The sequence below is a fragment of the Streptomyces sp. NPDC046557 genome, from assembly GCF_040645975.1.
GTDB lineage: Bacteria > Actinomycetota > Actinomycetes > Streptomycetales > Streptomycetaceae > Streptomyces.
Genome location: NZ_JBEYZH010000019.1, coordinates 1 through 26145, shown reverse-complemented (window position 1 = coordinate 26145; position 26145 = coordinate 1). Strand labels below are relative to the sequence as shown.

Below are 26145 nucleotides of genomic sequence, written 5' to 3'. Positions count from 1 at the left end.
CCGGACTCCGGTGCGGGCGGCGGACCGCGTTCTCCGTTCCGGCGTTCCGCGGTGCGGTCAGCGGCGCGCGGCGCGGCGGCTGAAGCAGGAACGGACGTCGCTCTCGTTGTAGTACGTGCGCCCCGCCCGGTTGCGGCGGCGCCACCGTTCCTCGCTCGCCAGCCGGTAGACGGTGCCCATCGGCACCTGCCACAGCTGCGCGATGTCGGCGCCGGCCAGCCACCGCTCGGTGGCCGGCGCACCGGCGGTGCCCGCCGGCCGCGCGGAGTCCAGGCAGTCGCTCAGCTCGCTCCACCGGTCGCTGCTCCAGCGGTGGGCGGGATCGGCGTCACACACGATCGCGGGTCCGTCGGCCCGCTCCCCCGCGCGGGCGGCGAAGGCGAGGGCTCCGGCGCAGCCGGGCTCGGGGCAGGCGCCCAGGCGGACGCTGCGGGCGCGGTCGGGGAAGGCCGCCCGGCGCCCGCCCCGTATCAGGCGGGCTATCTCCTCGCTCGCCTCGGCTGCCGCCGAGTGCGCCGCGAGCCAGTCGGTGTGACGCAGCAGGAAGGCGGTGAGGGCGGTGACGGTACGGGGCGGCGCGGCGAGCCCGCGCTGCTGGGCGACCAGGCCGCTCCAGGAGCCGAGGACGGAGACGATGCGCGTCCGTACGTCGGCGGCGGCGGCGTTGAACGGCAGGCCCGGCAGGTCGCCGCCGGTGGTGCGCTCGCGCAGGCTGCCGGGGGCGCCGCCGCCGAGGATCCGACCGCACTCCTCGTACAGGTGCGCCAGTTCGGCGAGCCCGGCGGCGAAGTGGTCCCGGCAGGGGCGGCACAGCCGGGTGCCCACGGACGCGCGCCGCCGGGCGTGACCGCCGCGGCAACCCTCGCCGTGGCACAGGGCCGTCACCGTCATGTCGTTCCCCCTTCTGCTTCGCGCGCCGGGCCGCGTCGTGTCGCTGGCCGGGATCAGGCGTGGCCGAACCGGAATCCGACGCCGCGGACCGTGATGATCCAGCCGGCGCCGATCTTGTTGCGCAACGTGCTGACGTGCGTGTCGACGGTCCGCCGCGACCAGGAGTCGCCCCAGACCCGCTCCATCAGGACCTTGCGCGGGATGACGGTGCCGGGGTGGGAGGCCAGGAGGTAGAGCATGTCGAACTCCTTGCGGGTGGTCTCGACGGGCTCCCCGTCCAAGGTGACCTCCCGGGTCCCCGCGTCGATCCGCAGCGGTCCTGCGGTGATGGCGGCGGCCGCGGGGCGCGGCGGGCGCGCCCGGCGCAAGACCGCTTCCATCCGGGCCATCAGCTCGCGGAACCCGTAGGGCTTGACCAGGTAGTCGTCCGCGCCGGCCTGGAGGCCGAGCACACGGTCCAGTTCGCTGCCCCGGGCGGTCACCGCGATCACGGCGACCTCGTGGGCGGCGCGGATGCCCCGGCAGACCTCCAGCCCGTCCACGTCCGGGAGTTCCAGGTCGAGCAGGACGAGGTCGGCGTCGGCGTAGCTGCGCAGTGCCTCGCCGCCGGTGGTGACGATGTCGACCTCGTGCCCGTGGCGGCGCAGGCCGCGCGCCAGGGTCTCGGCCTCGACCGCGTTGCTCTCGACGATGAGAACGCGCCACAGCGCCGATTGGGCGGGTCCGCTCTGCTGCGTCCTGAGACCCTCCGCGAGGGAGTGCCCTCCGTTCACTCCCGCAGCGACCGTGTGAGGTTCCAGCACAGCCATGGAACGCTGGTTCATCTGCCCTCCGTCCTCAAGCTCAGTTGAGTCAACGTCAACGAACATACAAACCGCTCCGTCGGTTTGTCAAAGATCTGATTACCCCTCAAACTCCGGCGAAATACGCCACAAAGGGGTGAAACAAGGTCGCAGGGCAGCTGAACTCTTCGCCACTTCCCCCACTCACCCACTTTGCCGGAGCGCACGGCCGCTGGACAATACCAACGAGACGGTTTAATAAAGGGAGTAACTGTCATAGGAGCGAGCGTGATGAAACAGGAACGCGCCCTCCGGACCCGCCAAGCGCTGATCGAATCAGCGGCTAGGGTGTTCGGACGGCGCGGATACGCGGAGGCGACGCTGAACATGATCAGCGCGGGAGCGGGAGTGACCCCGGGCGCCTTGCACTTCCACTTCGAGAACAAGGCGGCCGTCGCGGCGGCCGTCGAGTCCGCGGCGGCCGGTTGCCTGCGCACGGTGGCCCACGAGGTGTACGTGCGCCGGACCTCGGCCCTCCAGGCCCTAGCCGACAGCTCGCTGGCGCTCGCCCACGCGCTCCTGTCCGACGTGGTGGCCCGCGCCGGCTTCCAGCTCGGCCACGAGGCGCTGTACCCGACGGTGCACGACCTGCGCGAGGAATGGCACGCCTATGTGCGCCGGCTGCTCAGGGAAGCGGACGCCGAGGAGACGCTGCTGCCCGGCCTGTGCCGGCGGCACGCCGCCGCGATGGTGGTGGCGGCGACCATCGGCTTCGAAATCCTGGGTCGGGACGACCCGCAGTGGCTCTCCCGACGCACCCTGATCGGCTTCTGGCAGGTGGTGCTGCCCTGCCTGGCGGACCCAAAGGCCCTGCGGGACCTCGAACTCCAGGCATAGCCGCGGGTCGCGAGGGGTCGGCGCCCCGCGTCACACCGCGCGCAGGGCCCGTCCCCCCTCGGCCGCGGACTGCTGCGCCGGCCCCAGGACGGCGGCGCTCTCGCGCCGGAGCAGCTCGCGGACATGACGGCGCGCCGACTCCTGGTCCGCGCCCGGCCCCAGCACCCGCTCGATCGCGCGCCCGTCCAGCAGGACGGCGTGGCGGGACACCACCGTGCACCCGGCCTCCGGGTCGGGCAGCACCGACCACTCGCCGCCGTGGGCGGCCAGCAGGGGGTGCGGCCGCGTGTGGCGGTGGACGATGCGGCCCGCCGCCGGGAAGCACACCCGTACCGACTCCGTGGTGTACGCGGAGCCGTCGCCGTTCACCTGGACCAGGACGGCGCGCTGTACGCCCGGCCGCTCCTCGGTGACGTCGGCGCGGACGACGTGCGGGACCCGGCCGGGCCAGGAGCCGACGCGGTACAGGACTTCCAGGAGCTGTTCGGCGGTCCCGGGCACGCGCACCCGGTCCTCGAAGGTCATCAGCAGCCCGTCGAGGGCGCTCCAGTGCTCGGCCGCCACCTTGAGCCCGTCCAGCGCGGCGCACGCGCCCCGCTCGGCGGTCGCGAGCGCCTGCTCGGTCCGCGCCGTCCAGGCCCCGGAGGCGGTGCTCTCCCGCTCCAGCGTCAGCCTGGACCAGCCGGGCGCCAGGTGCGTCACGCTCAGGGCGCCGGCCACCGAGGCGAAGGGCGCCCGCGGGTCCTCCTGGTGGAAGTCGACCCGCAGCGCGCCCGCGTCGAGGGTCCGGCGCCACCGCGTCGAGGACACGGCGCTCCCCTCGTGGGCGGACCACAGGCAGAACCCGTCCCGCTCGCCGTCGGCGTCCAGCGGCTCCACGTGCAGGACGTGGGGCAGGAACAGCGGCCAGTGGGTGGTGTCGGCCAGCAGTGCGTACAGGACGCCGGCCGGGGCTGCGGCGTCGACCGCGCACGACATCCGGTGTGCTCGCCCGAGGGACATCGGACACCTCCTCCAACGCTTGACGCAGACCTTGTCCGAAGCCGACGGAGACCCGCCGGAGCCGTGCCGGAGCCCGCCCGGAGCGTCAGACGGCGGCGCGTGCGCCCAGCACGCTGTTGACGAGGGCGAGGTAGCGCCGGGGGGTGTCGGCGGCTTCGAGGAGCTCGCCGTCGAGGAGGATGTCGAACTTCCGCTCGATGTAGCCGGTGGCCTGGTAGACGGACAGACAGTCGTAGCCGAGTTCCACCCAGTAGAGGTCGAGGGCGTCCTCGTTCAGCTCGACGCCTTCGTCCTCGCCTTCCCAGAACCGCAGGACGCGGGTCAGGTCGGTGAGTTCCAGCCGGTCCATGGCCTTCCTTTCTCCTCCCACCGGGAGCGGTCCCCCCTCCCGCGGCCCCGACGTGGCGTGTCGGGCCGAGCAGAGTCTGGCCGCGCCCGGTCGAGCCCGCCTTGAGCGCGCGTACGGCGCCGCTCGACCACCGCCGCCGGGTGCGGCGGCCGTCCGGTGCGACCGCCGTCGGGTTTCAGGCCGCGTACAGGTCGAAGGTCGAGCTGCGGCGCGGGCCCGCCACCACGTCCAGGGCGGGATCGACGCGCAGCATCGCCTGGTGCAGACGCTGGAGCTGGTGCGAGGGCTCCATCCCGAGGTCGTCGATGAGCCGGGTGCGGAGCCTGCGGTAGACGTCGAGCGCGGTCGCCTGCCGGCCGGATCTGTACAGCGCCACCATGGCCTGGGAGTGCAGCCCCTCGTGCTGCGGGTGTCTCGCCATCAGCTCGGCGAGTTCCGCGAGCAGTTCCGTGTGCCGTCCCAGCCGCAGGTCCACGTCGATGCGCCGCTCGGTGGTCACCAGTCGGCTCTCCGCCAGCCGCAGCACCTCGATCTCCAGGACCGGTCCGACGCGTACGTCGACCAGCGCCGGCCCCTCCCACAGCGCGAGCGCCTTGCGCAGCAGGTCGGCCGCGCGCTCGTCGTCCCCGGCCTCGAAGGCGCTCTGGCCGCCGGCCACGAGGGTCTCGTACGCGTGGACGTCCACGCTCTCCGGCGGGATCTGGAGCAGGTAGCCGCCGTGCCGGGTGGTGAGCACGTCCTTGGCCGAGCCGGGGGCGCCGGGGCCCATGGCCGTCCCCAGGCGCTGGCGGAGCTGGAGGATGTACGTCTGCAGGGTGGTGAGCGCGCTCCGCGGCGGTTCGGTGCCCCAGATCTCTTCCATGAGGGTGGGGATCGGCGCCACCTTCCCGGGGTGGAGCGCGAGGAGCGCCAGGATCTGGCGCGGCTTGCCCGCCGTAGGAACGATCGATCCCCCGTTGACTTCGGCATTCAACGGTCCCAGAACCTGAATCTTCACGGTCTCCCGTCTCCCCTCCGGAATGGGTCGAGATGCTCACGGGTGTCAGCATTCGACGCGAGCACGGTAGCGGCGCGGTGTGCGGTGTCCCCGAAATCTCGAGCCGCTGTCGAGCGGCGCTCCGAGGGTGGTCGGCCGAGGGTGGTCGGCCGAGGGTGTGGGCCGAGGGTGGTCGGCGGTGTGCACCGAGGGTGTAGGGCGGGTTCCGGGCCGGGCGGTCAGCCCGCCGGGACCAGCCGCTTGGGGCGCGCCGGACGCGCCGTCTCCTCCTGTGCCTCGGCGGCGCCGTCGGGGTCGGCCAGCAGGATCGAGCGCTGGAGCGCGCGCAGGGCGCCCGACGGTTCGATGCCGAGTTCCTCGACCAGGTTGGTGCGCAGCCGCTGGTAGGCGGTCAGTGCCTCGCCCCGGCGGCCGGAGCGGTGCAGGGCGAGCATGAACTGGCCGTGCAGGTTCTCGTGGGTGCGGTAGCGACTGGCCAGGACGGTCAGTTCGGCGAGCAGCTCGCGGTGCCGGCCGAGCCGCAGGTCCGCCTCGATGCGCCGGTCGAGGGCGCACAGCCGGGTCTCCTCCAGCCGCCAGGCCTCCATGTCCAACTGCACGCCGCCGGCCACGTCGGCGAACGCGGGGCCCGACCACAGTGCCAGCGCCTCGCGCAGCAGCCGGGCCGCGCCGCGGTGGTCGCCGGAGTCCATGGCCCGGTAGCCCAGGCCCGCGAGCCGGTCGAACTCGCGGACGTCACTGGTGCCGCCGGCGCTGTTCAGTTGGTAGCCGCCGGGCAGCGTGAGCAGGACGTCCTTCGCGGTCCTGGTGTGGTCGCCGGCCCGTTCCAGCGCCGCCGTGACGAGGGTGCGGAGCTGGAGCACGTACGTCTGGAGGGTGGTGCGGGCGCTGCGCGGCGGCTCGCCGCCCCACAACTCCTCGATGAGCGCGGTCACCGACACCACCCGGTCGGCGTGCAGCGCGAGCAGCGCGAGGACCTGCCGGGGTTTGGCGGCCGTCGGGGTGATGGAGGTTCCGCTCTCCCGTACCGCCAGTGTTCCGAGAACCTGGATGTCCACGACGTGCTCCCCCTGCTTGATCCTGGATGGTTCCTTGAGTCCCGCTGGAATGAGGAAAAAACAGCATCGCCGGTTTGTCAATACCAAACCGTTCGCCCTGTTTCCTTCGGAACGCCGGCCTGAAGTCCCGCACCACGCCCCCGACCTGCGCTTTAAGTGCCCCGGGGAGCGCTGCCGGGCCGCCGGGCGCACACAGAAAATCCCCTCGGGACGCATCCCGAGGGGAAGTTGAAGCGGCAGGGAACCGACCACGGGGTCCGGTCCGGACCGGTTTGCTTCGGTCCGGCCCGCTCCGGTCCGGCCCTCCGGTCGGATGTCGCGCCCGGCCCGTCCACCGGCCCCCCGGCGGCTCGGACGGTCGGGCGTCAGGAGGCCCGGGCGGACCGAGAGGCGGGCGGTGCGCCCGACCCGCCGGCCAGTACGTCGCCGAGCCGGTGCACCGGGACCAACTGGGGCAGCATCAGCCCCCAGTACCGGGTGAGCGAGGAACGCGAGGACCACTCTCGCCGGTCGACGCCGAGCACCTCGAAGCCGACGATCGCCGCGACGACGGCCGCGGCCGCGTCCTGCGGGGACACGCCCTCGGCCAACAGCCCTTCGGCCGCCGCGTCGTGGAACTGCGCCTCGACCCAGCGCTGCCACTGCCGCCGCACGGCCCAGCCGCGCTCGCGGCCCACCGCCGAACGGGCGCCGTTGCCCGCCACCAGCCCGAACGCCGCGCTGACGACGGCGTCCCGGGCCAGCAGCGCCACCAGGTCGTGGGTCGAGTCGACCAGCGACTGGAGGGGGTTGGCGCCGGCGAGCCGGGAGACGGTGATCACCCGCAAGGACTCCGCCGCCCGGTCGACCACCGCGTCCGCCAGGGCGGTCTTGCTCCCGAAGTGGAAGTGCAGACCGCCCGTACTGACACCCGCCCGCTTGCTGATGGTGGCGATGGAGGCGGTTTCGTACCCCTCCTCGGCGAACACCTCTGCGGCGGCACGGACCAGACTTTCGCGCGTACGGACCGCGCGCTCCTGCTTCACCATGACATCTCCACAAACCGTGTCAGCGGTTTGCCCCAGGGAACGTGTGGATCGTGATGGTCGGCCGGACCGATCGAACCGGCCCGGAGTCCCACTCGACCCTCAGGAAGCCACCGGCTCCTCGACGGCGGCCGGTGCCGCCTCCGCCTCTTCCCCGAGGGACAGTTCCAATGCGCGGATCTCCTCCACGACGCGCTCCCCGCGGTCCGCCGCCATGTCCAGGCGCGCGAGCACCGCGGGTGTCGCGATGCTGGGGTAGATGTGCTGGTAGAGCGACGCCACCCGTTGTTCCAGGTCCGCCCGACCGGTCAACGTCTGGGAGTAGAGCTGCACGCCGGCCCAACCGGCGGACAGGATCCAGGCGGCCTCCGACGGTTCCACGTGCGGGAGCAGCTCTCCCTGGGCCTTGGCCTGAACCAGTCGCTGTTCGGTGAAGTAGTTCCAGGCGGGCACCGATCCGCCGCCGAAGATGTCCCGCATCTCGGGCCCCAGGGACAGCCGCGCACCGGCGCTGAGCATGGGATGGCGCCGCATCCGGTGGCCGAGCACCATGCCGACGTCGAAGAGCTCCTGGAGCTTGCTCTCGCGCGGGGGGACATCGCCTTCGGCCATCTGCTCGTCGAGGATGCCCTGCGCCAGTTCCTGCTTCGAGGAGAAGTGGAAGTACAGCGCGCCCTTGGTGACGCCCGCCCGGGCGAGGATGTCCGCGATCGTCGCCGCCTCGTAGCCTCGCTCGTCGAAGACGGCGGCCGCCGCCTCCAAGATTGCGCGCCGCGTGCGGACCGCACGCTCTTGCCGTGCCACGATGCCTCCGATGGTGTGTGGGAAACCGACCAAGGGGCTCTCTTCGGAGATCCCTCTCCCCCACCACAAAAAGAACCAGAAGGTCCGTATTTTATCAAGTCCAGGAAGATAACAACCTGGAGTTCGAGGCGCTTTCACCAGCCGGCCTCCTCTCCGTCGCAGCGCTGCACACGGGGACGAAACCATCCTCTTCCAGCCAGGCTGCCACTCCATCGCTGGAATGGATACTAAACCGCTTGAGCGGTTTGTTGAGCCCTACATCGGTTCGGCCACGCGCCGGCATTACCGCCACCGAACCTACTCTCCGCAGGCGGCAAAAGGTCCGGGCGCGCGACGCGGCCACTCGCCCCCGAGGGACCCCGGAGGACCGGAATACCCCCTCCCACTTGGGACGGGACCACAGAGTGCCACTCAGTGCGATCAATCCGTAACGTGCCTGATGGGGGTCGGGATGAGGTACCCCCGCGCCCCTGTCGAGGCCCTCGGGAGGCCGCGGTCATGTCACAACTGCACCGCCGAACTACCTTGCAAACAAAACCGGAGAGTACGTATCTTGCGGCTTCAGGAGTGCACCCCCAACCGTCGATACGACTCTGTGGAGAGCTCAATGACCCTGCTGACGTTCCAGACCAATGCCCAGGTGCAACCCCTGTCTGGAACAGGGGCGCCTTGGACGCGCTGCAACGACCTTCCAGAGCTCACGAGCACGGTACCGAGGGAATACGTCCACCGGAGCTCCGTCGCGGAGGTGTTCCTGACCGGTTACCGACGCATCGGTGACGGCCTCTTCATGCTCAACGGCCAGTGGCCCCGCGCCCACACCTTCTTCACCAGTGCCGACGGCACCAGCCACGACCCGGTTCAGGCCGGCGAGACCATCCGCCAGGCCGGGCTCCTGCTGTGCCACGCCGAGTACGGCGTACCGCTCGGACACAACGCCCTGTTGTGGAACCTCGGTTTCAAGGCGGACCGCGCGCAGCTCCTCATAGGCACAAGACCCACCGACCTCGAACTCGTCGCCTCGTGCCGCGACTTCGCCTGGAAGGGCAACCGGTTCTCCGGCTTCCTCGAAGTGAGCGTCCGCCGCGAAGGCCGGGTCGCGGCCACCGGCACCGCGTTCTTCAGCTTCGTCCCTCCGGCGGTCTACCGGCGGCTTCGCGGCGAATGCAGCAGCAGCGCCGCCGCACCGGTACCCCGGGAGACGCCCATCCCCGCGGTCGAGGCCGGCCGGGTCCTACCCATCGACGTCGTGCTCGCCCCCACGGCGGAAGCGGGCCGCTGGCTGCTCAACCCCCACCTGAACCACCCCATCCTGTTCGAGCACGCCAACGACCACCACCCCGCGATGGTCCTGGTCGAGGCGGCCCGGCAGGCGGCGTACAGCTCCTTCGCGAGCGACTCGTTCAGCGTCACGGGCATCGAGTCGTCCTTCCTCAACTACGCCGAACTCGACGCGCCCTGCTGGATCGAGGCGGAGCCGACCCCTTCCTCGGACCCCTCCGTGCGCACGGTGCGGGTGGTCGGCCGTCAGGGCGACACCAAGGTCTTCGAGGCGCTGGTCACCGGCTCGATGTCCGCCACCGACGTCGCCACCGTCGCCGCCACCACCGACGTCGCCGCGGCTCAGGTCGCCGCGGCTCCCCTCACCGCCCCGGCGCTCGCCGTCCTCTGATCCCGGTACCACGAGGCGTACCGCTCCAACGCCGCCGCCGGCGGCGGGCCGGGCTCCGTCCCCACCAGCTTCCACAACCGGCTGCTGTCGTACCAGTGGTCGACCGTGAGCAGGGAGAGCCTGCGGCGTACGAGGGGATCGTCCGCGCCGCCCAGTAGCGCCAGCGCCTCGTCCAGGGTGACATCCCCCTCCGGCAGCGGCACGTCCAGCGCCCGGGACACGGCGGTGATCAGCTCACGGCAGGTCACCGGCTCCGGGTGCGAGGCGTGCAACACCTGTCCGGCGGGGAGCCCGGGCAGCCGTGCCAGGTCCGCCACGGCCCCCGCCAGCGCGTCCGCCGAGATCATCGAGATCCGCGCCCGGCCGCCGTCCACCCAGTGCGGGAGCCGGCCCATCAGGTCCGCGACCGCGGGGATCACCCAGGTGTCTCCGCGGCCATAGATCAGGTACGGCCGCAGGACGGTGCCGCCGGCCGCGAGGACCAACCGATCGGCGGCCAGCCGGGTGACGCTGGTCGAGGAGGACGGCTCCTCGACCGGCACTCCTTCCGCCGCGCCACGGTGCGGCTCGTCCCGGTACACGGCGGCGGTGCCGAGGTGCACGAAGCGCCGTACGCCGGCCCGCTCGGCCTCGGCCAGCAGGGCGCGGGTGCCCTCGGTGTTGACCGCCCGGCACTGCTCGTGCGTGCCGCCGATCCGGGTCGCGAGGTGGACGACGGTGGTGACGCCGTCGCAGATCCCGCGCAGCGAAGCCGGGTCGGTGAGGTCGCCGGTCACGGTCTCCACGGCCCGTGCGTCGGCGCCGTCCCCGGGGGTCGGGCGGCGGTGGGTGAACAACCGCAGCACGGGGGCGTCATGGCCCGAGGTCCGCAGCAACCGCGTCACATGGGAGCCGACGAAGCCGGTGCCGCCCGTCACGAGGATCCGTTCGGGTATCAACGACAGCCTTTCGCCGGAGAGCCGGAGGCTCTGCTGGGGATTCTCTTCGGGCCTTGTCGAGGCCCCTGACCGGGGGTCCCCGATCGTGGTCTCGTCCTGTCATACCTCATGTCCGGCCTGACGATCACCCGACGACAGGAAAGTAGGCTGAGAATATGACCAGCTCAACTCCACGTCTGACGCCGGTGACCCCCGACAACTTCGACGCCGTGTGCGCGATCCGGCTCCACCCGCACCAGGAGCACTTCGTGGCTCCTGTCTTGAAATCGCTTGCGGAAGCGTATGTCAACGGGCCGTTCGCCTGGCCCCGGGCCATCGTCGACGGGGACGAAGTGGTGGGATTCGTCATGGCGTTCCTGGACTGTGCCTGGGACGGCGACCCGGCCGACCGGCGTTCGGGCCTGTGGCGCCTGAACATCTCCGCCGACCACCAGGGCAAGGGGTACGGCCGCTTCGCCGTGGGGGCCGTCGCCCAGGAGGTCCGCCGTTCCGGCGGCTCGCGCCTCTACGTCACCTGGCACGCGGGGGAGCGCGGCCCCGAGCCCTTCTACCTCGGGCTCGGCTTCCGCACCACGGGCGAACTCAGCGGCGGCCAGCGGGTGGGCGTCCTGGACCTGACGCCCTCCGCGTAGCGGGCCCGGCGCCCGCCGTTTCCTCCTGCCGGGCGACGCGGCGGGGCGGCGGCGGCGGGGCTGCGGCGGCTCCCGGCACCCTCACGCATGGTCGAGGGCGGGGAATATGATCACATGGCGGTATGACGAGGACTCTGTACCTGCTCTGCTCTGCCGCGCCACCCGTCTTCGACGTGGCCCATGTCATCGAAGACGCCCAGTCGCGCGGCTGGAACGTCTGCCTCGGCCTCACCCCGACCGCCGCGCACTGGGTCTCCGCGAGCCTCGACGGACTGGCCGCGCTCACCGGGAACGCCGTGCTGTGGCAGTACCCGCTGCCCGGCGAACCCGATGCCTGGCCGCCCGCCGACGCGGTGCTGTTCGCCCCCGCCACCTTCAACTCGCTCAACGCCTGGGCCCTCGGCCTCACCGACCGGTTCGTTGCCGGGGTCGCCGCCGAGGCCATCGGCAGGGGCACCCCGACCGTGGCCGTGCCCAGCCTCAACGCCGCGCTGGCGGCGCATCCGCGCTTCGAGCTGTCGTTGACCGTGCTGCGCGGTGCGGGTGTCGGGCTGCTGTACGGCGAGAACGGCTATGCCCCGGCCGCGCCGGGCGAGGCCGCCCCGGCCCCCTTCCCCTGGACGCCGGCCCTCGACGCCGTGCACCGGGCGGCGGCCGGCCCGACCCCGTGACCGGCTGCCCGGTCCGCCGCGTACTCCGCCGCTACGCGACGCCGGCCGTCCGGTACTGCCCCACCCGGGCCTCACCCACCAGGCTCGGCAGCAGCAACCCCCACAGCGCCGCGACCTTGCGGCGCAACTCCCCGTACGACAAACCGGTCCCGGACAGCACCTCGATCCCGGACAGGGCGGCGGCGACCAACGCCTCCGCCTCCTCCCAGCGTTCCCGGCCGGGCTGCCCGCCCGCGTCGAACCCGTCCCCGTCGAACCCGTCCGCGACCGGTCCGGCCGCCGCCATCTCCCCCGCGTCGCGCGCCATCCGCAGCAGCTCGCACACAGACGCCAGCCACGCCCCGTGGAAGTCCATCACCGCTGGCTCCTGCCCCGCGCACTCCTTGGTGATGCGGAAGCTCGCCGGGATCGCCGCGTCCTCGTGCAGCGTCCGCGCCAGCCAGTGCGTCGTGTCGATCAGCGCCTGCAACGGCGAGGCCCCGCCCTCCCGGAGCCCGCGCACCGCTTCGTGCAACAGCCGACACCCCTTGCGCTGCACGGCGTCGGCCAGGTCGTCCTTCGACGCGAAGTGGAAGTACAGCGCCCCCTTGGTCACGCCCGCCGCCCGCGCGATGTCGCCCAGCGTCGCGTTGGCGTAGCCGTGGCGGTGGAACAACTCGGCCCCGGCGAAGACCAACCGCCTACGTGTCCGCTCCGACCTCTCCTGCACCGCTCGTCTCCTCTCGCCCGCGCCACCACGCACCTACCGCACGCCACCCGTACATCGAGCCCGCACCCCGGGCCCCCAGGCCCGTCATCGGGCCCGGCCATCAGGCCCGTACGAGCCGCTCCCGCACTTCCCCCGTACCTGCCCCGAGACCGACACCGACGCCGACGCCCGCGGTCGCCGTCGCTCCGACCACCCGCCCCGCGGCCACCCCGTCGGGCCCCGCCATCAGGATCGACCGCTGCAGCCGCCGCAACGCGGCGGACGGCTCCAGCCCCAAGTCCCTTACCAGCGTCGTCCGCAGGCGCTGGTACACGTCCAGCGCCTCCCCCCGCCGCCCCGACCGGTGCAGCGCGAGCATGAACTGTCCGTGCAGGTTCTCGTGCGTGCGGTACCGGCTCACCAACACCGTCAGCTCCGCCACCAGCTCCCGGTGCCGCCCCAGCCGCAGGTCCGCCTCGATCCGCTGGTCCAGGGCGCACAGCCTGGTCTCCTCCAGCCGCCGCGTCTCCATGTCCAGCTGCACACCGCCGTGCACGTCGGCGAACGCCGGTCCCGACCACAGCGCCAGCGCCTCCCGCAGCAGCCGCGCCGCCCCCGGGTGGTCGCCCGCGTCCATCGCCCGGTAGCCCAGCGACGAGAGCCGGTCGAACTCCCGCACGTCGCTCGTCCCGCCCCCGCTGTTCAGCAGGTACCCGCCCGGCAGGGTGACCAGCACGTCCTTCGCCGTCCGAGAGCCGTCACCGCCGTCCAGGGCCGCCGCTATCAGCGAGCGCAGTTGGAGCACGTACGTCTGCAACGTCGTCCGGGCGCTGCGCGGCGGCAGACCGCCCCACAGCTCCTCGATCAGTGCCGACACGGGTACCACCTGGTCGGCATGGAGGGCCAGAAGGGCCAGGACCTGCCGGGGCTTGGGGGCGGTGGGCGTGATGGAAATCCCGTTCTCCCGCACGGCCAGTGCGCCCAGTACATCGATGTCCACGTCGTACTCCCCTGTCCTTGGATGAGGTCGCGAGAGCCAGTAAAAAACGGGACAGACGGTTTGTCAACCAGCAGAGTGCATCGATCCATTTACCCCAACTCCGCCCCTCCCGCTCGCCTCCATACCCTTCATTACCCTCGCCACCTGCACAGTTCCCCTCACGCCGGCATCACCTCATCCTCTCCAGCCCCGCAAATCCCGCCAATTATCAAACCGTTTGGTCTCTTTTTCTTACTCCGCCGCCTGTTCGCCCAGCATCAGCGTCCAGATCCGGGCCACCGTCTCCGGCGCGGCCCACCCCGGTTCGGCGGCGCCCATCACCTCCAGCCCCACCGTCGAGGCCACCACCGCCCGCGCCGCGTCCCGGCGGGACACGCCTTCGGCGAGGGTCCCGGCCCGTTCGGCGGCCTCCAGCAACTCGTCCACCCACACCCGCCACTTGCCCCACACGTCGACCCGGCCGCCGTGCGCGACATCGGCGGACAGCCCGAAGCCGGCCCGCACCACGACGTCCTCGGCCAGCAACACCATCAGCGCGGACGTGGAGTCCAACAACACCCGCAACGGGTCCGCCGTCACCTCCCCGGCCGCCCTGGCCGTGTCGATGATCCGCCGCACCGCCTCGACGGACCGGTCTTCGACGGCCCGCGCCAGCGCGGCCTTTCCGGCGAAGTGGAAGTGGAATCCCCCGGTGGTCACTCCCGCCCGGTGGCTGATCGTCGCGACGGACGCGGCGGCGAACCCCTCCTCGGCGAACACCTCCGCGGCCGCGCGCACGAGTGACTCCCGCGTGCGCGCGGCACGTTCCTGCTTATCCATGGGGGCTCCACAAACCGCATTCGCCGCATGCGCGGTACACCTGAGAGGGTGTGACGGGATCGGGCCGCCACAGTCGGTGGCCACAGAGGAGTCCGGGCGGACTCCCACTGGAGCCACGGCTTCCCGTTCCGGTCGGCCGCTCCCCGTACCTCCGCCGCACCCTCGACACGCCCCGTTGTCCCACCCGCTCTCCACACCCTTCTCCCTTCCTCACGCGCTCTTGGTGACAGCCCGGTGCAAGCCGCCTACCCGCTGCTAATGTCAGCTTTCATGACTGGTGACATCGGTGTTCTCGCAGGCAAGTCGGCTCTGATCACGGGTGCCAGCGCCGGTATCGGGGCGGCAGCGGCCCGCATGTTCTGCCGGGAAGGCGCCGCGGTCACGTTGGTGGCCCGCCGGGAACCGCAACTTGCCGCACTTACCGAGGAGCTGCGCGCCACGGGACACCAGGCCCAGTACGTGGTCGCCGATGTCGCCGATTCCGCGGACGTCGCCCGCGCCGTCGCCGCGGCCGTGGACACGTACGGCAAGCTGGACGCGGCTTTCAACAACGCCGGTATCGGCGTCGAGCCGAAGCCCATGCACCTCCTCGACGAGGACGCCTACGACACCGCCATGGACACCAACGTCCGCGGCGTGTGGAACTGCATGCGCCACCAGATCCGGGCGATGCTGCTGACCGGCGGCGGCGCGATCGTGAACAACAGCAGCACCGCCGGCCTGGTGGCCACCCCGGTGGGGGCCACGTACATCGCCTCGAAGCACGCCGTCATCGGCCTGACCAAGGCCGCCGCGACCGAGTACGCGCCCCACGGCATCCGCGTCAACGCGGTCGCCCCGGGCTCCACGCGCAGCGAGATGATCGACAACTGGATCAAGCACAACCCGGAGGTGGAGGACATGCTCCTCCAGGCGGCTCTCCTTCCCCGGATCGCCGATCCGTCCGAGATCGCCGAAGCGGCCGTGTGGCTGTGCAGCGACCGCGCCTCGTTCGTCGTCGGCACCACGCTCTCCGTGGACGGCGGCTGGACCACCCGCTGACCCTCCCGGGACACCCACGGCCGTCAACGATCCGCCGGAGGAGCGTTGCCGGCGTCGACGCCCACGGTGTCCACGGTGTCCCGCACGACCATCCGCCGGATCACCGGGCCCGTCAGCGCGGTGGTCACCACGGCCATCAGCACCAGCACCGTGAACAACTCCGGCCATGCGCATCGCCACCGCGCCGGCCCGGCACAGGAGCAGGACCACGGGCACCGCGATCAGCACCCCCGGCAGCGGATCACCCGCCACAGGTCCTCCCCTCGACGGCGTCCCCGGCCCCCTCCCCCCGACCCACCGCCCGGGAAACGGACCCGCGCCGCGAGGAGCGGACTTCCGAAGGTCGCCGCCGCCGGCGACACAACGCAAAAAGGCCGGCCCCGCGCCACGGGCGCCGGGCCGACCTCTCGCGTCGTCCTCGTCCTGCTCGTCCTGCTCGTCCTGCTGATCGTGCACGTCGCGCTCAACGCGCTCGACGGACCCCGTCGGACCCGTCGGCCCCGGTCCGTCAGTCCGTGCCGAACTCCATCGCCGCGCGGTCCAGCATCTCTTCCTCACCGGAGACCTCGCCCCGGGAGGCGATGGCCTCGGCGCCGCCCTCCGGCATGCTGCCGATCAGCCCGGTCGCCGCCGCCTGCGCCGCACCGATCGCGGGGTTGGCGGTGCCGATCAGGCCGAGGGCCGCGTACTGCTCCAGCTTCGCGCGCGAGTCGGCGATGTCCAGGTTGCGCATCGTGAGCTGGCCGATCCGGTCCACCGGGCCGAAGGCCGAGTCCTCGGTGCGCTCCATCGACAGCTTGTCCGGGTGGTAGCTGAACGCGGGGCCCCGGGTGTCCAGGATCGAGTAGTCCTCGCCGCGCCGCAGCCGCAGTGTCACCTCGCCGGTGACGGCCGCGCCGACCCAGCGCTGCAGCGACTCCCGCACCATCAGCGCCTGGGGGTCCAACCAACGGCCCTCGTACATCAGCCGGCCCAGGCGCCGTCCCTCGTTGTGGTACTGGGCGACGGTGTCCTCGTTGTGGATCGCGTTCACCAGGCGCTCGTACGCTGCGTGCAGCAGCGCCATGCCGGGCGCCTCGTAGATGCCGCGGCTCTTGGCCTCGATGATCCGGTTCTCGATCTGGTCCGACATGCCCATGCCGTGGCGACCGCCGATGGCGTTCGCCTCCATCACCAGGTCGACGGGCGAGGCGAACTTCGCGCCGTTGATGGTCACGGGACGGCCCTGGTCGAAGCCGATCGTCACGTCCTCCGGGGCGATGTCCACCGAAAGGTCCCAGAACCGCACGCCCATGATCGGCTCGACGGTCTCCACACCGGTGTCCAGGTGCTCCAGCGTCTTGGCCTCGTGGGTGGCGCCCCAGATGTTCGCGTCGGTGGAGTACGCCTTCTCCGTGCTGTCCCGGTAGGGCAGGTCGTGGGCGAGCAGCCACTCCGACATTTCCTTGCGGCCGCCCAGCTCGGTCACGAAGTCGGCGTCCAGCCAGGGCTTGTAGATCCGCAGGTGCGGGTTGGCGAGCAGCCCGTACCGGTAGAACCGCTCGATGTCGTTGCCCTTGAAGGTGGAGCCGTCGCCCCAGATCTGTACGTCGTCCTCCAGCATCGCCCGGACCAGGAGCGTGCCCGTCACGGCGCGGCCGAGCGGCGTGGTGTTGAAGTAGGCCCGGCCGCCCGAGCGGATGTGGAACGCGCCGCACGTGAGCGCGGCCAGACCCTCCTCGACCAGCGCGGCACGGCAGTCGACCAGGCGCGCGATCTCGGCCCCGTAGGTCTTCGCCCGCCCGGGCACGGAGCCGATGTCGGGCTCGTCGTACTGGCCGATGTCGGCGGTGTAGGTGCAGGGGATCGCGCCCTTGTCGCGCATCCACGCGACCGCGACCGACGTGTCGAGCCCGCCTGAGAAGGCGATGCCGACGCGCTCGCCGGCGGGAAGGGAGGTGAGGACCTTAGACATAGGAAGAGTATGCACACCCTCGCATGATCATGCAAAACCCGGCGCCCCTGATTTCGGCGAGGAAGCTCAAGGCGGGGTGTGCGCGCGGTCGGCTCGCGATCGATCAGCCGCGTTCGAAGCAGTGCGAGCGGCCGATGACGGTGAAGCCACGTCGCTCGTACCACTGACGGGGCCAGTCCGCCGCATCCGCGATCAGGAACCGGGTGCCACAGTCGTTGTCGGCGGCCAGGCGCAGGGCGGCGGCCAGGACGGCATCGGCGTAACCGCGCCTGAGGTGGGCCTCCGAGGTGATCAGGTCCTCGATCTGCGCCGTACCGGTCGCCGGGTCCGCATAGAGGTCGGCCCACGAGGCGACCTCGCCCTCCTGTGTGCGGGCGGCGATGAAACGAACGATCTCGGCGCCGCGGCGGCGCGCCTCGCGCCGCTCCACGAGCTGGCGCAGCACCTCGTCATCGGCGTCCGGAAGGAAACCCCGCCATCGCCGGGTGAGCGGGACGCGCAGGGCGTCGAGGTCCACCTCCTGCGCGGGTCCCCCCGCCGGCACGGGGCCGGTGTGCAGCATGACGAGGAGGGTGGAGTGGGTGTATCCGGCCCGGAGCAGGGGTTCCGCGCACGCCGTTGCGACCGTGTCGTCGAGGACCGAGATCCGCCGGTGGGGCAGATGCCCCAGTGCCTCGTCCGTGATGGCGGTCAGCGCCTCGCCGTCGACGGCGTCGTCGATGACGACCTGGTTGTCCGCGTGGGAGTGAGCGAAGGCGTCGTCGTACACGGCGAACCCGCCCGGGAGGTCGACGGTACGCGCAGCCGCGCGGCGGGCGAAGGCCGTCATGAAGGAGTTGATCCGCCGGAGCTCCGAGTTCGACATGGGCCGAGGGTAAGCAGCCGAGGACGACGGGCACCTACGGTTTTCCCCGGCCGGGACGAAAGGCCCGTCCGCCTCGATCCTTCGACGCCGTCCATGACCTCCGTGCGTTTCAAGTGCGTTCAAACGTGCGCTTCGCATAGCCTTACCGCGGAGACGTCCACGAACGCGCCACACGAGAGACCCGACGAGACCCCATGAGCCACGACCCTGAACAGACCACGCTCTTCGCAGCGGTCGACGCCTTGCTGGAAGAGGCAGCCGCACAGGACGGCCTGCCCCACCCCGACGAGCGCAAGCGCCTGCGCGAAGCCGCCGGCCTGAGTCAGGACCAGGTCGCCAAGGCCCTCTCCGTACGCCGCGAAACGGTCACCTCCTGGGAAACCGGCCGCACCGCCCCCCGTCCCCCGAAGCGCGCGGCCTACGCCCGCCTCCTCGAAGGGCTCTCGGCCCTCCACCCGGCCCCCGGCACGCCGGCCACCCCCCCGCCCGCGCCGCCCGCTCGCCCCTCCCCCACCGAGGCCGCCGAACCCACACCTCGACCCACGCCGGCGCCGGCGCCCCCGACCCAGCTCCACCCCAGCACCCCCAAAACCCCCACCGCCCTCCCTCGTCACTCCCCCACCCCACGCACCACCCCTCACACCACCCCCCTCGCCGTCCTCACCGGCACCTCCCACGCCCACACCACCGGCGGCCTCCTCCTCGACCTCCCCCCCAAGGCCGCCACCCACCTCCCCACCCTCATCACCTGGGCCCTCAGCCCCGAAGCCGACCTCCGCTCCCCCCGCCTCCACCGCAACGGCAAGGACGGCGACCCCCTCCTCGTCCTCACCGCGGCCGCCACCGAAGCCCTCGGTCTCCCCCTCACCCTCGAAGACCGCCGCGCCCTCCGCCTCCCCGACAACCACCCCACCCTCAAGCTCCTCGCGCAGCACAAGTGGCAGCTCACCCGCCGCGGCTTCGGCCCCTGGGCCCGTGTCTACCGCCCCGCGAGCCCCACCACCGGCCGCCAGTGCGTCCAGCTCGCGGTCCTGCCCTGGGGCGCCCTCGACCCCCGCGCCTGGGGCGAGGACACCGCCGACCTCCCCGCGCCCGAACTCGCCGAACTGCTCACCACGTACGCCACCCGCGTGCTGACCCCGCGCGGCTCCACGGCGGTCACCGGCCTCGAACTCATGACGGCCCTGCGCCCGCCCACCCGCGCCGCCCGCAACCCCGTCACGAACGCCTGGGAGTCCGCCCCCGTGGCCGGCTCCCTCACCCACCCCGTCGACCCGGCGCCCCCGGAGGCCCCCGACGAACACCCGGTCGTCGCCGCCCTCTACCCCCGCGCCCACCAGCGCACCCCGGACCAGGTCCTGGACGAAGAGGCGTACGACTGGATCCGCGACCCGCAGCTCCTCACCGACGCCGAGTGCGCCCGTACCCACGCCGTCGGCATCGACGTGAACATGGCCTTCGCCGCGGCGGCCAACCGGCTCGTCGTCGGCCTGGGTCCCGCGACCCACACGACCGCGCCCCGCTTCGACCCCAAGACCCCCGGCTGCTGGCTGGCGGACCTCTCCGCCCTCCCCCACGACCCCCGCCTCCCCAGCCCCTTCACGCCCCACGGCCGGCCCCCCACCGGCCCCGCCTGGTACGCGACCCCGACCCTCGCCTACGCCGAGGAACTGGGCCACGCCGTGCACCCCACCGAAGCGTGGATCCGCCCCGAGAGCGGTGCCTACCTCGACGCCTGGTACACCCGCCTCCGCGACGCCTACATGGCCACCATGGCCGACCTCGGCATCACCCCCGCCCTCACGGAAGCCGAGTTCCTGGAGGCCATGACGACGTACAAGCAGCACGATCCGATCGCCGCCTCGGTCCTCTCCGCGATCAAATCCACCGTCAAGGGCGGCATCGGCAAACTCCGCGAACGCCCCCAGGGCGCCGGCTACCGCCCCGGCGAACCGTGGGCCGCCCTCGAACGCGCCACGTGGCGCCCCGACATCCGCGCCGCCGTCATCTCGACGGCCCGCGTCAACATGCACCGTAAGATGCGCAAGCTCGCCACCGCCGCCGGGGAGTACCCCATCGCGGTCCTCTCGGACTGCGCCGTCTACCTCTCCCCCGGCCCGGGCCCGCTCGACTTCCTGCCCCGCACCCCCGAGGGCAAGCCCCTCCCCGGCGGCTTCCGGATCGGGGTCAGCCCGGGCATGGTCAAGCACGAGGGGACCCAACCCCTCCTCTGGGCGGTCGAGATGCTCGACTCTCAGCTCAACCCCGCACGCCACATCAAGGGCCACGACGCAGCGGCCGACGGAGAGTAAGAACCCATGCCCCCCTCCGACATCGACGACAGCCTGCTCCGCGCCGACGAGCAGAACTTCACCCGCCCGATCCCCAAGTCCGCGGGCGCCCAGATGCGCTTCCTCGTGAAGCAGCTCAAGTCCACCCGGGAAACGGCCCGTCTGCTGGGCATCTCCCAGCGCACGGTCGAGCGATACGTCAAGAACCAGATCCGGAGCCCAAAACCGACCCTGGCCGCCCGCCTGGCCGACGAGGTACGCCGGCGCTGGCAGCCCGTGGTCCGCAGGCGCGCCCGCGACCGGGCCGCCCGCACCACCGGCCTCGTCATCGAGACCCGCGCCCGCTTCGGCTTCACCGCGGCCCCCGGCACCACCGACGACGGCCGCATCCGACGCATCACCCAGCACCTGCCTCCGGAGTACGCGAGCCGCCTCTTCACCGCCCAGGCGGCCGGCGCCACCGAAGCCGAACTCCGCGCCATCGCGGCCGAGGGCCTCCAGGAGATCTACTTCAAGGACAACGGCGCCCGCGCCTCCGGACTCCTGGTCGAGTTCACCGACATCGACTACGTCGACTTCGCCTTCTGACCTCCCCGCCCCCCGACGGCCTCCACGATCCGCGCGGCGGCCTGGGCGAGGACGTCCCCCGCGTCTCGGCCTCCCCGCGCGCCGAGGGACCCGAGGGACCTGAGGGACCGCTACCGGAAACGGGTCAGGCGACCGTGGGCGCGGACAGGCCCCGCTGCGACCGCTCCGTCTTCCGGCCCACCTGTCGGGGCTGGATCGTGCGGGGATCCACGGCCTCGCCCGGCGCCCCTTCGCGGTACAGCCCGTCGGGCTCGGCGTCCCGGTCGTGCGGCAGCAAGTAGAAGACCCGACGCTTTTGGAGCCCGCTGTCGGGATCGGCCTCCGCCGTCTCACCGAGTTCGGTGAAGCCGATCATCCGCCCGTCGCGGTGGTAACGGGGCTTGCCCCGCCGCCGGGGGGTCTTGTCGAGGGCCTGGCGGACGTAGTCGAGCTGTTCGGGGTTCTCCAGCCACACCACTTTGACCTCGTGGGCGAGATCGCTTGCTGACAGTAGCGAGCTCATGGCGTGGGTCCCTCCTCGTGCACGTCGCCCCCGTGGGGCCCCTGGTTCCGCCACGCCGCGAGCGACGCCGGTGCCGTTATGCAGCCGCCGCCTGTGCGGCGCGAACGGGTGGTGGATGTCTTCATGTTCCTCGTCCATCGTAGGCATGCCCGTCCCGGGGCGGCGGCACGCATGGGCCGATCACGTCGTGGTTGCCCTGTTCGCCTCGCGCGGTAACTGGTCCTCGTCCGCGAGAAGCGCCAGCCCGGGATAGAACTTCTGCCCGTTCGAGCGCAACATCTCACTGGGCGACGCGACGCCGACCTCGGCCCTGATCCGCGTGGCGAACGCGCGCGTGGTCGCGGGCCGCAGGCCCTCCCCGTCACTGCACCAGGCACTGTAGGCCCGGTAGAGGGCGCCCTGTTCCACTTTCAGGTCGCGGGGCTCGGCGAAGTCGCTCCCGGTCGTGCAGCACTCCGCCAGGAACCGCCCGATGTGGTCCTCGGTGGTGGCGTACGCCTGCGTGGCCGTACGGACCACGCTGGGCCCCACCAGAGCCGGTTTGGCGGCGAGGTACGCCTTGGCGCCCTGGATCATCCAGTGGAGGATCCCGGGGCCCTCCTCCTGCACCAGCGTCTCGGCCAGGTTGTCGATCTTGCGGTGGTCGGGCACCACCTTCTCGAACGGGATGAGCCGGATCCGGCGCCAGAAGGCATGGCCGCCCGTCCCCACCTCCGGCCGGTGGTTGCCCAACAGCCACAGCTTGTGGGTGGGTTCGAAGCTGAAGAAGTCCTGCCGCATCCGACGCGCCTTGAGCCGGTCGCCGCCGGTCAGCAGTTTGACCCGCGCCTCGTCGAACTTGTCGTGGGGCTTGAGCTCACTGCAGACGAACAGCCGCCGACCGTGCAGCTCCGTCAGCTCGGTGGAGTGTTCGTTGAACTTGCCGCGCTCCATCAGGAAACCGGGCGGCGCCACGTCCGCGTAGTCCCCAAGGATCTTGATCACCACGTCGAGCAGCGCGGACTTCCCGTTCGCCCCCACCCCGTACAGGAACGGCAGCACCTGCCCGCCCACATCGCCGGTGATGCTGTAGCCGAGCAGGAGATGCAGGAAGTGGATCATCTCCTTGCCCTTGTCGTCCTCGCCGAAGGTCTCGTCGAGGAACCGGTGGAACCGGGGCGTGGGCATGGCCTCGGGCGCCAGGTGCGTGGCGCGCGAGTGCAGGTCGCGGTTGGGGTTGGGCTTGTGGAGGTCGCCCGTACGCAGGTCCACGACGCCCGCCGGGGTGCACAGGGCGTACTTGTCCCCGTCCAGGGTGTCGGGGTCGAGCGCGAGCTCCGGCGAGGCCTTGGCCTGCGTGAGCATGGCCTTCACGCCCGAGGTGGACATGGCCCGCTTGCGGTGCTGGGCCAGCTCGCGATCGGTGAACACCCCGCGCGGGTCGTGGACGGGCAGCTCCTCGGCCATGTCCCCGGCGGCCCAGATCGCCGCCTTCTCGCCACCGGTGCGCTTCCACCGGTACTCGTCCCACACGTACCAACCCAGGCCCTCGACGTGCCGGAACCGGTCGTGGTGCAGGTGCGCGAACAGCTTCGCGTTGCCCCGGTCGGTCAGGTTGTTCAACAGACCGGCCTGGACGAAGTCCGCGGCGCCCGCGACGGCCTGCCCCCCTCCCTGCTGGGCGGGCAGCCGAGGCCCCGCCGGTGTGGCATCCGTGGTGAACGCGGCGAGCTGTTCCGCCGCGGCCTGGGCGTCGAACCCCGTGCTTCCGGCGCTCATGTGCGTTCCTTGGGCTGGATCGGTCGGTCTCTTCCGGCGCGCAGCCCCGCGTCGACGATCAGGACGTTGCGGCGCGTCTGGTGCGGCCGCGCCCGGTCCGCCGCCTCCAGGAGCAGCCGGCGGCCCTCCTCCTCCGGGAGGTGCCCGGCGGCGGCCAGTCCGCCGGCGGTGAAGGCGGCCCGGTTGAGCTTCTCGCTGAACGCCGTCCCGGAGGGGCTGAGTCCACAGGCGCGCACTTCCTCCAACAGCGACGCCAGGAGCCGCTCACCCCGCCCCTGACCCTGACCGTGCCCCTGCCGCCCCCGGCCCCGCGCAGGCGGCTTGGCCGGGCCCGGGACCGCCGCGGCGGCGACGGACTGCCCGTCGTGCCCCGTACTCACCAACTCGGCCGCCAGCCACAGCGGCAGGGCCGCGGGCACCCGGGCCCCGGGCAGCGCCTCGTAGACCCCCGCGGTGGTACGGGTGGAGGGCGCCACGATGTAGCCGCCGATCGCCCGCACATCGACCTGCCAGGCCAGGGCGACCCGGGAACTCGACCCGCTGGAGCACCGGAACCGGGGCCCGTCCTTGGGCGCCCGGTACCAGATGTGCATCCCGCCGGAGGGCGTGCGTACGCGCAAGGTGGAGGTGTCCTCGCAGGGGTTGGGCCGGGACCTGTATGCGGCCAGAAGCGCCAAGGTGTCGAATCCGCTCTGCAGACCGGTCAGATCGACCCGGTCGTCGATGGGAATGCCGGGAAGCAGCCGCTGCCGGTCGGGCAGCGGCGTCGAGTGCGCGTCCACGTCGATGACCACGAGCCCGGCGCCCCCACAGGACACACCGATCCCGAATCCCGGCTCGGCCGCCCACCACTCCCGCACCGTACGCAGGTCGGTGGTCGCCGCGTGGAACCCATGACACCAACGACGCTCGGCACGGCACGGGCACGCCTCCGGGGCGTGCTCACTCTCCCGGCAGTCACGGCAGTTGGCCGCCGGGGTCTTGCCCCCCGGAGCCAGCGGATGGACGGGATAACCCCGCCCCGCCAGCCAGACGGCCACATCCACCGGCCCCCCGCCGCGCACACCCTGTGACGGCTCCTCGGGATGGACAAGCACTGGCTCTTCCTTGACGCGGTGTCGGGTCGACTGCTCTGTCCCCGGACCTTGCTAGGGAGGGACCAGAGGGACTGAAGATTCACTATCGCGGAGATTACCCCAGCCACACCGCCGCGTCCGGTGTGGATCACTCCTCTATTCGAATTTGAGTCCCTTCAGTCCCTCCGTCCCTGAGGTCCTACGCTCCTTCGCCCCGCCGGGATCCCGGCGGTTTTCGGCCTTTCCCCCCGGGCGTGTCGCCTCCCTTCGCACCTGCCGAGAGCTCGCTCCTCCTCCACCGGGCTTCCAGTCGTCCGCGACGGCCACCCCAGGAAAAAAGACAACCTGCGGTCTCGCCCGGGTGCGGCCCGCCTCCCCAGGTACTGAGGGTCTGAAGAACCGCTTCGGTCCCTGACCGTTCAGTCCCTCGGAAAAACCGCAGGTCACAGAGATGCACAGGGACTGACAGGGACCAAAGGGACTCAAAGTCACTACTTCCGGCCTTTACGTGCGTGTGTGTATGCGCGGGCGCGTAAAGGATCTAGGTAATGCATATCTGGCTTATAACTAGAGATTTGAGTCCCTTCGGTCCCTGTGCAGCCGGGCCCAAGCCCCTGACCTGCAGGTTATGCAGTGACTGAAGGGCCAGGGACCGAAGCCGTTCTTCAGACCCTCAGCACCTGTCGGGGGTCAGGGGGGACAGGGGAGGGGGGCTCGACCCCGAAGCGCGGCAGCGCCCCTCGACAGGAGGGACGGAAGGAGGACACAGAAGAAGGGCACGGGAAACAGCCGGCCCGACCTCCCGGTCCACGAGCCGCTGCGAGAGGCCCACGAAGAGCCCCCTTCAGCCCCTTTCAGAGCTCCCTGGTCATGAAGGTGCTGTTCGGGTCGGGCCGGTAGGCCGCGAACGGCACGCACTCCCGGAAGCCGAACTTCTCGTACAGCCTGCGCGCGGGCAGGAAGAACGCGGAGGAGCCGGTCTCCAGACTCAGCCGGGCGTAACCCATTCCCCTGGCCTCCGCGATGATGTGCTCCAGCAGCCGCGACGCGACCCCGCTCCCTGTCCGGGAGGCCCGCGTACGCATCGACTTCAGCTCCGCGTGCGCCGCGTCCAACCGCTTGATCGCGCCGCAGCCGACCAGCGTGTGCCCGTCCCAGACCGACCAGACCGTCGTGTCCGCGTTCCGGAGGCCGTCGAGATCGAGGGCGTGCTTGCTGCCCTCGGGCGTGATGGACCGCATCTGCCGGACGTGTTCCTCAAGGAACCTGGCGATCTCGGGACCCGTCAGGTCGTCCACCGCGATGTCCAACGTCTCGTCCTCTTCCCGGAGTCATCCCTCACCCATTGGCGGTGACGGCCGAGCCGCCCGAGAACTTCTCCGAACCTCGCGCCGGCCGGCCGGACCCCAGCATGCCGGACGCCCCTTGACCGGGGCCCCTCGGGTCCATCCACCGAAGCCCGCGCTCAAGACGGCGAACCTGCCGGGGCAGGGCGGTACAGACCAAGAGTTCGTCGCGCCCCTGGAACAGACCGAGGAGAGGGGCCGCCGCCTCGACCGCCACCACCGGCGACCTCCGCCGGCCCTTGCCAAGGGCGTCCCCAGATGGCCATGCCGACGACCGCCGCCCGCGTGGTCGGACGTGCCGTCCTCCGCGATGCCTGGTACCGAGCAACGCCGTACGACGTCCTACGCCCCTCACCAGACCGCGAACTCCCCGCTCCCGGCGCCGCTCCGACTTTTGTCCGCGGACAAAAGTCCCCGCTCCCCTCTCCGGCTCAGCGCCCCCACCGGGCCGCCCCCCCCCAGGGGGGCGGGGGCGGGCAGGGCGGGGGTGTGGGGGGTG

At 71.7% G+C, this 26145-nt stretch carries 26 protein-coding genes; 7 read left to right on the top strand and 19 right to left on the bottom strand.

The window, feature by feature from the left end:
• Positions 1 to 57: 57 nt before the first annotated feature.
• Both ABZ934_RS25475 and ABZ934_RS25470 read right to left on the bottom strand, forming a co-directional pair.
• A complete protein-coding gene (locus tag ABZ934_RS25475; protein WP_361317377.1) occupies positions 58 to 891 on the bottom strand; it encodes a hypothetical protein in 834 nt (277 codons plus the stop codon).
• Between the two features lie 53 nt (positions 892 to 944).
• The gene (locus ABZ934_RS25470) at positions 945 to 1715 is read right to left on the bottom strand and encodes a response regulator transcription factor (protein ID WP_361317375.1); all 771 of its coding nucleotides are present in this window, start codon (positions 1713 to 1715) and stop codon (positions 945 to 947) included.
• A gap of 249 nt (positions 1716 to 1964) precedes the next feature.
• Here ABZ934_RS25470 and ABZ934_RS25465 point away from each other — a divergent pair, with 249 nt between their 5' ends.
• Positions 1965 to 2570 carry a ScbR family autoregulator-binding transcription factor gene (locus tag ABZ934_RS25465; protein WP_361317372.1) on the top strand — a complete coding sequence of 202 codons (606 nt, stop codon included), beginning with the start codon at positions 1965 to 1967 and terminating at the stop codon, positions 2568 to 2570.
• Positions 2571 to 2600: 30 nt separating this feature from the next.
• Here ABZ934_RS25465 and ABZ934_RS25460 read toward each other — a convergent pair whose 3' ends face one another.
• The 6 genes from ABZ934_RS25460 to ABZ934_RS25435 form a co-directional block, all read right to left on the bottom strand.
• Entirely contained in the window at positions 2601 to 3572 is a 972-nt protein-coding gene (locus ABZ934_RS25460; protein WP_361317369.1) for an SRPBCC family protein, read from the bottom strand.
• An 85-nt stretch (positions 3573 to 3657) separates the two neighbouring features.
• Complete coding sequence (locus ABZ934_RS25455) at positions 3658 to 3921, bottom strand: actinorhodin polyketide synthase (RefSeq protein ID WP_361317367.1); 264 nt, start codon at positions 3919 to 3921, stop codon at positions 3658 to 3660.
• 175 nt (positions 3922 to 4096) lie between these two features.
• Complete coding sequence (locus ABZ934_RS25450) at positions 4097 to 4918, bottom strand: AfsR/SARP family transcriptional regulator (protein WP_361317364.1); 822 nt, start codon at positions 4916 to 4918, stop codon at positions 4097 to 4099.
• Between the two features lie 218 nt (positions 4919 to 5136).
• A complete protein-coding gene (locus tag ABZ934_RS25445) occupies positions 5137 to 5976 on the bottom strand; it encodes an AfsR/SARP family transcriptional regulator (RefSeq protein WP_361317362.1) in 840 nt (279 codons plus the stop codon).
• Positions 5977 to 6341: 365 nt separating this feature from the next.
• The gene (locus tag ABZ934_RS25440) at positions 6342 to 7004 is read right to left on the bottom strand and encodes a ScbR family autoregulator-binding transcription factor (protein WP_361317359.1); all 663 of its coding nucleotides are present in this window, start codon (positions 7002 to 7004) and stop codon (positions 6342 to 6344) included.
• A gap of 99 nt (positions 7005 to 7103) precedes the next feature.
• Positions 7104 to 7805: a ScbR family autoregulator-binding transcription factor gene (locus tag ABZ934_RS25435; RefSeq protein WP_361317356.1), complete on the bottom strand. Its 702-nt coding sequence runs from the start codon at positions 7803 to 7805 to the stop codon at positions 7104 to 7106.
• A 607-nt stretch (positions 7806 to 8412) separates the two neighbouring features.
• On the opposite strand from ABZ934_RS25435, the gene ABZ934_RS25430 reads away from it, so the two are divergent.
• Entirely contained in the window at positions 8413 to 9477 is a 1065-nt protein-coding gene (locus ABZ934_RS25430; RefSeq protein ID WP_361317354.1) for a ScbA/BarX family gamma-butyrolactone biosynthesis protein, read from the top strand.
• On the opposite strand, the gene ABZ934_RS25425 is transcribed toward ABZ934_RS25430, so the two are convergent.
• Entirely contained in the window at positions 9429 to 10394 is a 966-nt protein-coding gene (locus ABZ934_RS25425) for an NAD(P)-dependent oxidoreductase (protein WP_361317351.1), read from the bottom strand. The genes ABZ934_RS25430 and ABZ934_RS25425 overlap by 49 nt on opposite strands.
• A 176-nt stretch (positions 10395 to 10570) precedes the next feature.
• Here ABZ934_RS25425 and ABZ934_RS25420 point away from each other — a divergent pair, with 176 nt between their 5' ends.
• Both ABZ934_RS25420 and ABZ934_RS25415 read left to right on the top strand, forming a co-directional pair.
• Positions 10571 to 11047, top strand: a complete 477-nt coding sequence (locus tag ABZ934_RS25420; protein ID WP_361317348.1) for a GNAT family N-acetyltransferase — start codon at positions 10571 to 10573, stop codon at positions 11045 to 11047.
• A gap of 122 nt (positions 11048 to 11169) precedes the next feature.
• The gene (locus ABZ934_RS25415) at positions 11170 to 11718 is read left to right on the top strand and encodes a flavoprotein (RefSeq protein WP_361317346.1); all 549 of its coding nucleotides are present in this window, start codon (positions 11170 to 11172) and stop codon (positions 11716 to 11718) included.
• A gap of 31 nt (positions 11719 to 11749) precedes the next feature.
• Here the strand turns inward: ABZ934_RS25415 and ABZ934_RS25410 are convergent, their stop codons facing one another.
• From ABZ934_RS25410 to ABZ934_RS25400, 3 genes are all read right to left on the bottom strand, one after another.
• Positions 11750 to 12427, bottom strand: coding sequence for a ScbR family autoregulator-binding transcription factor (locus ABZ934_RS25410; RefSeq protein WP_361317343.1), 678 nt, complete (start codon positions 12425 to 12427; stop codon positions 11750 to 11752).
• 100 nt (positions 12428 to 12527) lie between these two features.
• Complete coding sequence (locus ABZ934_RS25405; protein ID WP_361317340.1) at positions 12528 to 13406, bottom strand: AfsR/SARP family transcriptional regulator; 879 nt, start codon at positions 13404 to 13406, stop codon at positions 12528 to 12530.
• Positions 13407 to 13637: 231 nt separating this feature from the next.
• Positions 13638 to 14225, bottom strand: coding sequence for a ScbR family autoregulator-binding transcription factor (locus ABZ934_RS25400; protein WP_361317338.1), 588 nt, complete (start codon positions 14223 to 14225; stop codon positions 13638 to 13640).
• A 270-nt stretch (positions 14226 to 14495) separates the two neighbouring features.
• On the opposite strand from ABZ934_RS25400, the gene ABZ934_RS25395 reads away from it, so the two are divergent.
• A complete protein-coding gene (locus ABZ934_RS25395) occupies positions 14496 to 15266 on the top strand; it encodes a glucose 1-dehydrogenase (RefSeq protein ID WP_361317335.1) in 771 nt (256 codons plus the stop codon).
• A gap of 23 nt (positions 15267 to 15289) precedes the next feature.
• On the opposite strand, the gene ABZ934_RS25390 is transcribed toward ABZ934_RS25395, so the two are convergent.
• The 3 genes from ABZ934_RS25390 to ABZ934_RS25380 all read right to left on the bottom strand — a co-directional run bounded on the left by ABZ934_RS25390 (position 15290) and on the right by ABZ934_RS25380 (position 18085).
• Positions 15290 to 15424: a hypothetical protein gene (locus tag ABZ934_RS25390; protein WP_361317332.1), complete on the bottom strand. Its 135-nt coding sequence runs from the start codon at positions 15422 to 15424 to the stop codon at positions 15290 to 15292.
• 350 nt (positions 15425 to 15774) lie between these two features.
• Entirely contained in the window at positions 15775 to 17220 is a 1446-nt protein-coding gene (argG, locus tag ABZ934_RS25385; protein WP_361317330.1) for an argininosuccinate synthase, read from the bottom strand.
• A gap of 103 nt (positions 17221 to 17323) precedes the next feature.
• Positions 17324 to 18085, bottom strand: a complete 762-nt coding sequence (locus tag ABZ934_RS25380; protein ID WP_361317327.1) for a GNAT family N-acetyltransferase — start codon at positions 18083 to 18085, stop codon at positions 17324 to 17326.
• 194 nt (positions 18086 to 18279) lie between these two features.
• On the opposite strand from ABZ934_RS25380, the gene ABZ934_RS25375 reads away from it, so the two are divergent.
• Both ABZ934_RS25375 and ABZ934_RS25370 read left to right on the top strand, forming a co-directional pair.
• Positions 18280 to 20397, top strand: coding sequence for a helix-turn-helix transcriptional regulator (locus ABZ934_RS25375; RefSeq protein ID WP_361317324.1), 2118 nt, complete (start codon positions 18280 to 18282; stop codon positions 20395 to 20397).
• A gap of 6 nt (positions 20398 to 20403) precedes the next feature.
• Positions 20404 to 20964, top strand: coding sequence for an XRE family transcriptional regulator (locus ABZ934_RS25370; RefSeq protein ID WP_361317321.1), 561 nt, complete (start codon positions 20404 to 20406; stop codon positions 20962 to 20964).
• 124 nt (positions 20965 to 21088) lie between these two features.
• Here the strand turns inward: ABZ934_RS25370 and ABZ934_RS25365 are convergent, their stop codons facing one another.
• The 4 genes from ABZ934_RS25365 to ABZ934_RS25350 all read right to left on the bottom strand — a co-directional run bounded on the left by ABZ934_RS25365 (position 21089) and on the right by ABZ934_RS25350 (position 25610).
• A complete protein-coding gene (locus ABZ934_RS25365; RefSeq protein WP_136214053.1) occupies positions 21089 to 21466 on the bottom strand; it encodes a DUF6009 family protein in 378 nt (125 codons plus the stop codon).
• Positions 21467 to 21646: 180 nt separating this feature from the next.
• On the bottom strand, positions 21647 to 23224 hold the full coding sequence (locus tag ABZ934_RS25360; protein ID WP_361317317.1) for a phage/plasmid primase, P4 family: 1578 nt from the start codon (positions 23222 to 23224) through the stop codon (positions 21647 to 21649).
• Positions 23221 to 24264, bottom strand: coding sequence for a bifunctional DNA primase/polymerase (locus tag ABZ934_RS25355; RefSeq protein WP_361317562.1), 1044 nt, complete (start codon positions 24262 to 24264; stop codon positions 23221 to 23223). Before ABZ934_RS25355 ends, ABZ934_RS25360 begins: the two co-directional genes overlap by 4 nt.
• A gap of 890 nt (positions 24265 to 25154) precedes the next feature.
• Positions 25155 to 25610 (bottom strand): GNAT family N-acetyltransferase, encoded by a 456-nt coding sequence (locus ABZ934_RS25350; protein WP_361317314.1) that lies wholly within the window; start codon positions 25608 to 25610, stop codon positions 25155 to 25157.
• Positions 25611 to 26145: the final 535 nt, after the last annotated feature.

Excerpts from the sequence above, each read along its gene's own strand:
- ABZ934_RS25475 (WP_361317377.1), bottom strand. The coding sequence starts at position 891 with ATGACGGTGACGGCCCTGTGCCACGGCGAGGGTTGCCGCGGCGGTCAC.
- ABZ934_RS25470 (WP_361317375.1), bottom strand. The coding sequence starts at position 1,715 with ATGAACCAGCGTTCCATGGCTGTGCTGGAACCTCACACGGTCGCTGCG.
- ABZ934_RS25465 (WP_361317372.1), top strand. The coding sequence starts at position 1,965 with ATGAAACAGGAACGCGCCCTCCGGACCCGCCAAGCGCTGATCGAATCA.
- ABZ934_RS25460 (WP_361317369.1), bottom strand. The coding sequence starts at position 3,572 with ATGTCCCTCGGGCGAGCACACCGGATGTCGTGCGCGGTCGACGCCGCA.
- ABZ934_RS25455 (WP_361317367.1), bottom strand. The coding sequence starts at position 3,921 with ATGGACCGGCTGGAACTCACCGACCTGACCCGCGTCCTGCGGTTCTGG.
- ABZ934_RS25440 (WP_361317359.1), bottom strand. The coding sequence starts at position 7,004 with ATGGTGAAGCAGGAGCGCGCGGTCCGTACGCGCGAAAGTCTGGTCCGT.
- ABZ934_RS25430 (WP_361317354.1), top strand. The coding sequence starts at position 8,413 with ATGACCCTGCTGACGTTCCAGACCAATGCCCAGGTGCAACCCCTGTCT.
- ABZ934_RS25420 (WP_361317348.1), top strand. The coding sequence starts at position 10,571 with ATGACCAGCTCAACTCCACGTCTGACGCCGGTGACCCCCGACAACTTC.
- ABZ934_RS25415 (WP_361317346.1), top strand. The coding sequence starts at position 11,170 with ATGACGAGGACTCTGTACCTGCTCTGCTCTGCCGCGCCACCCGTCTTC.
- ABZ934_RS25400 (WP_361317338.1), bottom strand. The coding sequence starts at position 14,225 with ATGGATAAGCAGGAACGTGCCGCGCGCACGCGGGAGTCACTCGTGCGC.
- ABZ934_RS25395 (WP_361317335.1), top strand. The coding sequence starts at position 14,496 with ATGACTGGTGACATCGGTGTTCTCGCAGGCAAGTCGGCTCTGATCACG.
- argG (WP_361317330.1), bottom strand. The coding sequence starts at position 17,220 with ATGTCTAAGGTCCTCACCTCCCTTCCCGCCGGCGAGCGCGTCGGCATC.
- ABZ934_RS25380 (WP_361317327.1), bottom strand. The coding sequence starts at position 18,085 with ATGTCGAACTCGGAGCTCCGGCGGATCAACTCCTTCATGACGGCCTTC.
- ABZ934_RS25375 (WP_361317324.1), top strand. The coding sequence starts at position 18,280 with ATGAGCCACGACCCTGAACAGACCACGCTCTTCGCAGCGGTCGACGCC.
- ABZ934_RS25370 (WP_361317321.1), top strand. The coding sequence starts at position 20,404 with ATGCCCCCCTCCGACATCGACGACAGCCTGCTCCGCGCCGACGAGCAG.
- ABZ934_RS25365 (WP_136214053.1), bottom strand. The coding sequence starts at position 21,466 with ATGAGCTCGCTACTGTCAGCAAGCGATCTCGCCCACGAGGTCAAAGTG.
- ABZ934_RS25360 (WP_361317317.1), bottom strand. The coding sequence starts at position 23,224 with ATGAGCGCCGGAAGCACGGGGTTCGACGCCCAGGCCGCGGCGGAACAG.